Consider the following 2,156-nt stretch of genomic DNA (forward strand, 5'->3'; position numbering starts at 1 on the left):
CATTACGGGTCCATCATTTTACCTGCGCGAGTTTCCACACCGACGGATAAAGCCAGTGTTGAAGGCAGTGTTGGTGTCATCTCTACTTGGATTATAGCTGCCTTACGCAATACTCATTGTTTTACGATCGAAGATTTAAATCATGAAATCAGAAAGAAGCTACAAGAATTCAATGAACGTCCGTTCACCAAGAAACCAGGATCCAGAATCAGTGCCTTCGAGGAAGAGGAAAAATTCGCACTTAATCCTCTTCCACTGGCACCTTATAAGATGTCTGTCTGGAAAAAAGCAAAGGTTCAACTAAACTACCACGTCTCGGTTGAAAGCATGTTTTATTCCGCCCCATACGAATACATTCAACAAAATATAGATATCCGGATGACAGAGAATCTAATTGAACTATATTTTAATTCCATGCGAATCGCAACACATAAACGTCTACACGGGAAATTTGGACAATACTCGACCGTAAGAGACCACATGCCAGATAACCACAAAATGTACGTCGATCATACCCCAGAATCGTCCATAGAATGGGGTGAAACCGTCGGTTCTTCGACAGTCAAGGTTGTTCAATACCTTTTGGACCATTATCAAAATGAAAAGCAAGCTTTAAAGTCCATCATGTCTCTAAAGAGCTTTGGTAAAAAATATTCAAAAGAGGAAATAGAATCAGCCTGTTCCACAGCGTTAAGTTTAGCTTCTTCGCCTTCTGTTAAAAGTATCCAGACCATTCTAAAGAACAACAAGCAGAAGAAAGCAGCCAACCAATCAAATACTGAATCTACTAGTACACAGACGCATGGATTCACTCGCGGCGCGTCCTATTTTGGAGGGAAATAATATATGTTAAATGAGCAAACATCAGCTAAGTTAGCTGAATTAAAACTTTCAGGAATGCTTGAATCCTATCATGAACAGATGACCAATAAAGATAATCAGTCAATGAGCTTTGAAGATCGCTTCAACCTCATGGTTGATTTGGAGTATTCTCGGCGAAAAAATAACAAACTACAAAGGTTGATCAAAGCCGCAAACTTTAGAAATTCTACTGCGAGCATTGAAGACATCGAATACCATACGGACCGTAATCTAGATAAAAACCTTATCTTAAAACTAGCCAGTGGAATCTATCTGGAAGATCATCATAACCTCATTTTGATGGGTGCTTCGGGGAATGGGAAAACGTACATCGCCAATGCCTTCGGAATACAGGCCTGCCGACAATATTACAACGTGAAATACATCCGACTTCCTGAATTACTAGATGAATTAACCATCTCTAAGAACCTAGCAGACGGCAGCTTCAGAAAAATAATCAATAAATATAAAAAAATTCAGCTACTCATCATCGATGAATGGCTGTTAACAGATCTTTCGTTAGAAAATTCAACCTTCCTGTTGGAAATAATCGAATCCCGGCTTAAAACAGCATCAACCATTTTCTGTTCACAGTTCCATCCAGAAGGATGGCACGCAAAACTAGGAAACCCACAAATCGCTGATGCCATTTTAGATAGGATTATCCATGATTCTTATCAAATTCTCGTGGATGGAAAAGTTTCTATGCGTGAACGCCATGGTATCCACAACTAATTTTCAATATGAGGAGGTTTAAACGAATATGTGTTATGAAGATGAAACTGAGGATTATTACGAAATGTTAGATAAGCAATCTGAGGAGGATGAACTGATTTCCTTTATCTCAGCCCTATTTGAATATTCTGCAGAGTTGGAAGAACAAGTCATCGAACTAAGACGTACAGTCAATGAATTATCGGATAAAGAACGTCTTCCGTTCCCTGATTTAGAGGGAGATATCTATCAAGTGTTTGATGATTTTTCAGCATATAGAAAGTACCAAACACTTATCGAAGAACGTATTGAATGGAATAAAACTCACCCAATTTCCGAGATAATGAAATGGCTCTAGTACACCACCCAATGATGTCGATTTAGTTTTATAGATAGAAGTTTATCAGAACTCAACTAAGAGCCGCTCCTGAATCATATGGAATGGCTCTTAGTTGACCTTATGGTCATTATGGTCGCTTGCGACATTTGAAGTGGTAAACGCTTTGCAATTACTGGTACAATTCTATGCACTTACTGGTAAAAATTAATGCACTAGTGGTACATATTCAATGCTGTATTCA

The 2,156-nt window shown here is 38.6% G+C and carries 3 protein-coding genes; all 3 read left to right on the forward strand.

All coding sequences use genetic code 11. The annotated features are described in order from the left end of the window. Nucleotides 1-843, forward strand: an 843-nt coding sequence (locus WBV27_RS12630; protein WP_424202480.1) for a Mu transposase domain-containing protein, incomplete at its 5' end; no start/stop codon positions are given. A 3-nt stretch (nucleotides 844-846) separates the two neighbouring features. Beyond that, on the forward strand, nucleotides 847-1,596 hold the full coding sequence (gene istB, locus WBV27_RS12635; protein ID WP_424202481.1) for an IS21-like element helper ATPase IstB: 750 nt from the start codon (nucleotides 847-849) through the stop codon (nucleotides 1,594-1,596). Nucleotides 1,597-1,624: 28 nt separating this feature from the next. After that, entirely contained in the window at nucleotides 1,625-1,933 is a 309-nt protein-coding gene (locus WBV27_RS12640; RefSeq protein ID WP_424202482.1) for a hypothetical protein, read from the forward strand. Nucleotides 1,934-2,156 lie beyond the last annotated feature (223 nt).

The organism is Trichococcus sp. (assembly GCF_049589555.1).
In the GTDB taxonomy this organism is placed as follows: domain Bacteria; phylum Bacillota; class Bacilli; order Lactobacillales; family Aerococcaceae; genus Trichococcus.

Bases quoted from the DNA above. Each gene is read 5' to 3' on its own strand.
- WBV27_RS12640 (WP_424202482.1), top strand. From the start codon at position 1,625: ATGTGTTATGAAGATGAAACTGAGGATTATTACGAAATGTTAGATAAG.
- istB (WP_424202481.1), top strand. From the start codon at position 847: ATGTTAAATGAGCAAACATCAGCTAAGTTAGCTGAATTAAAACTTTCA.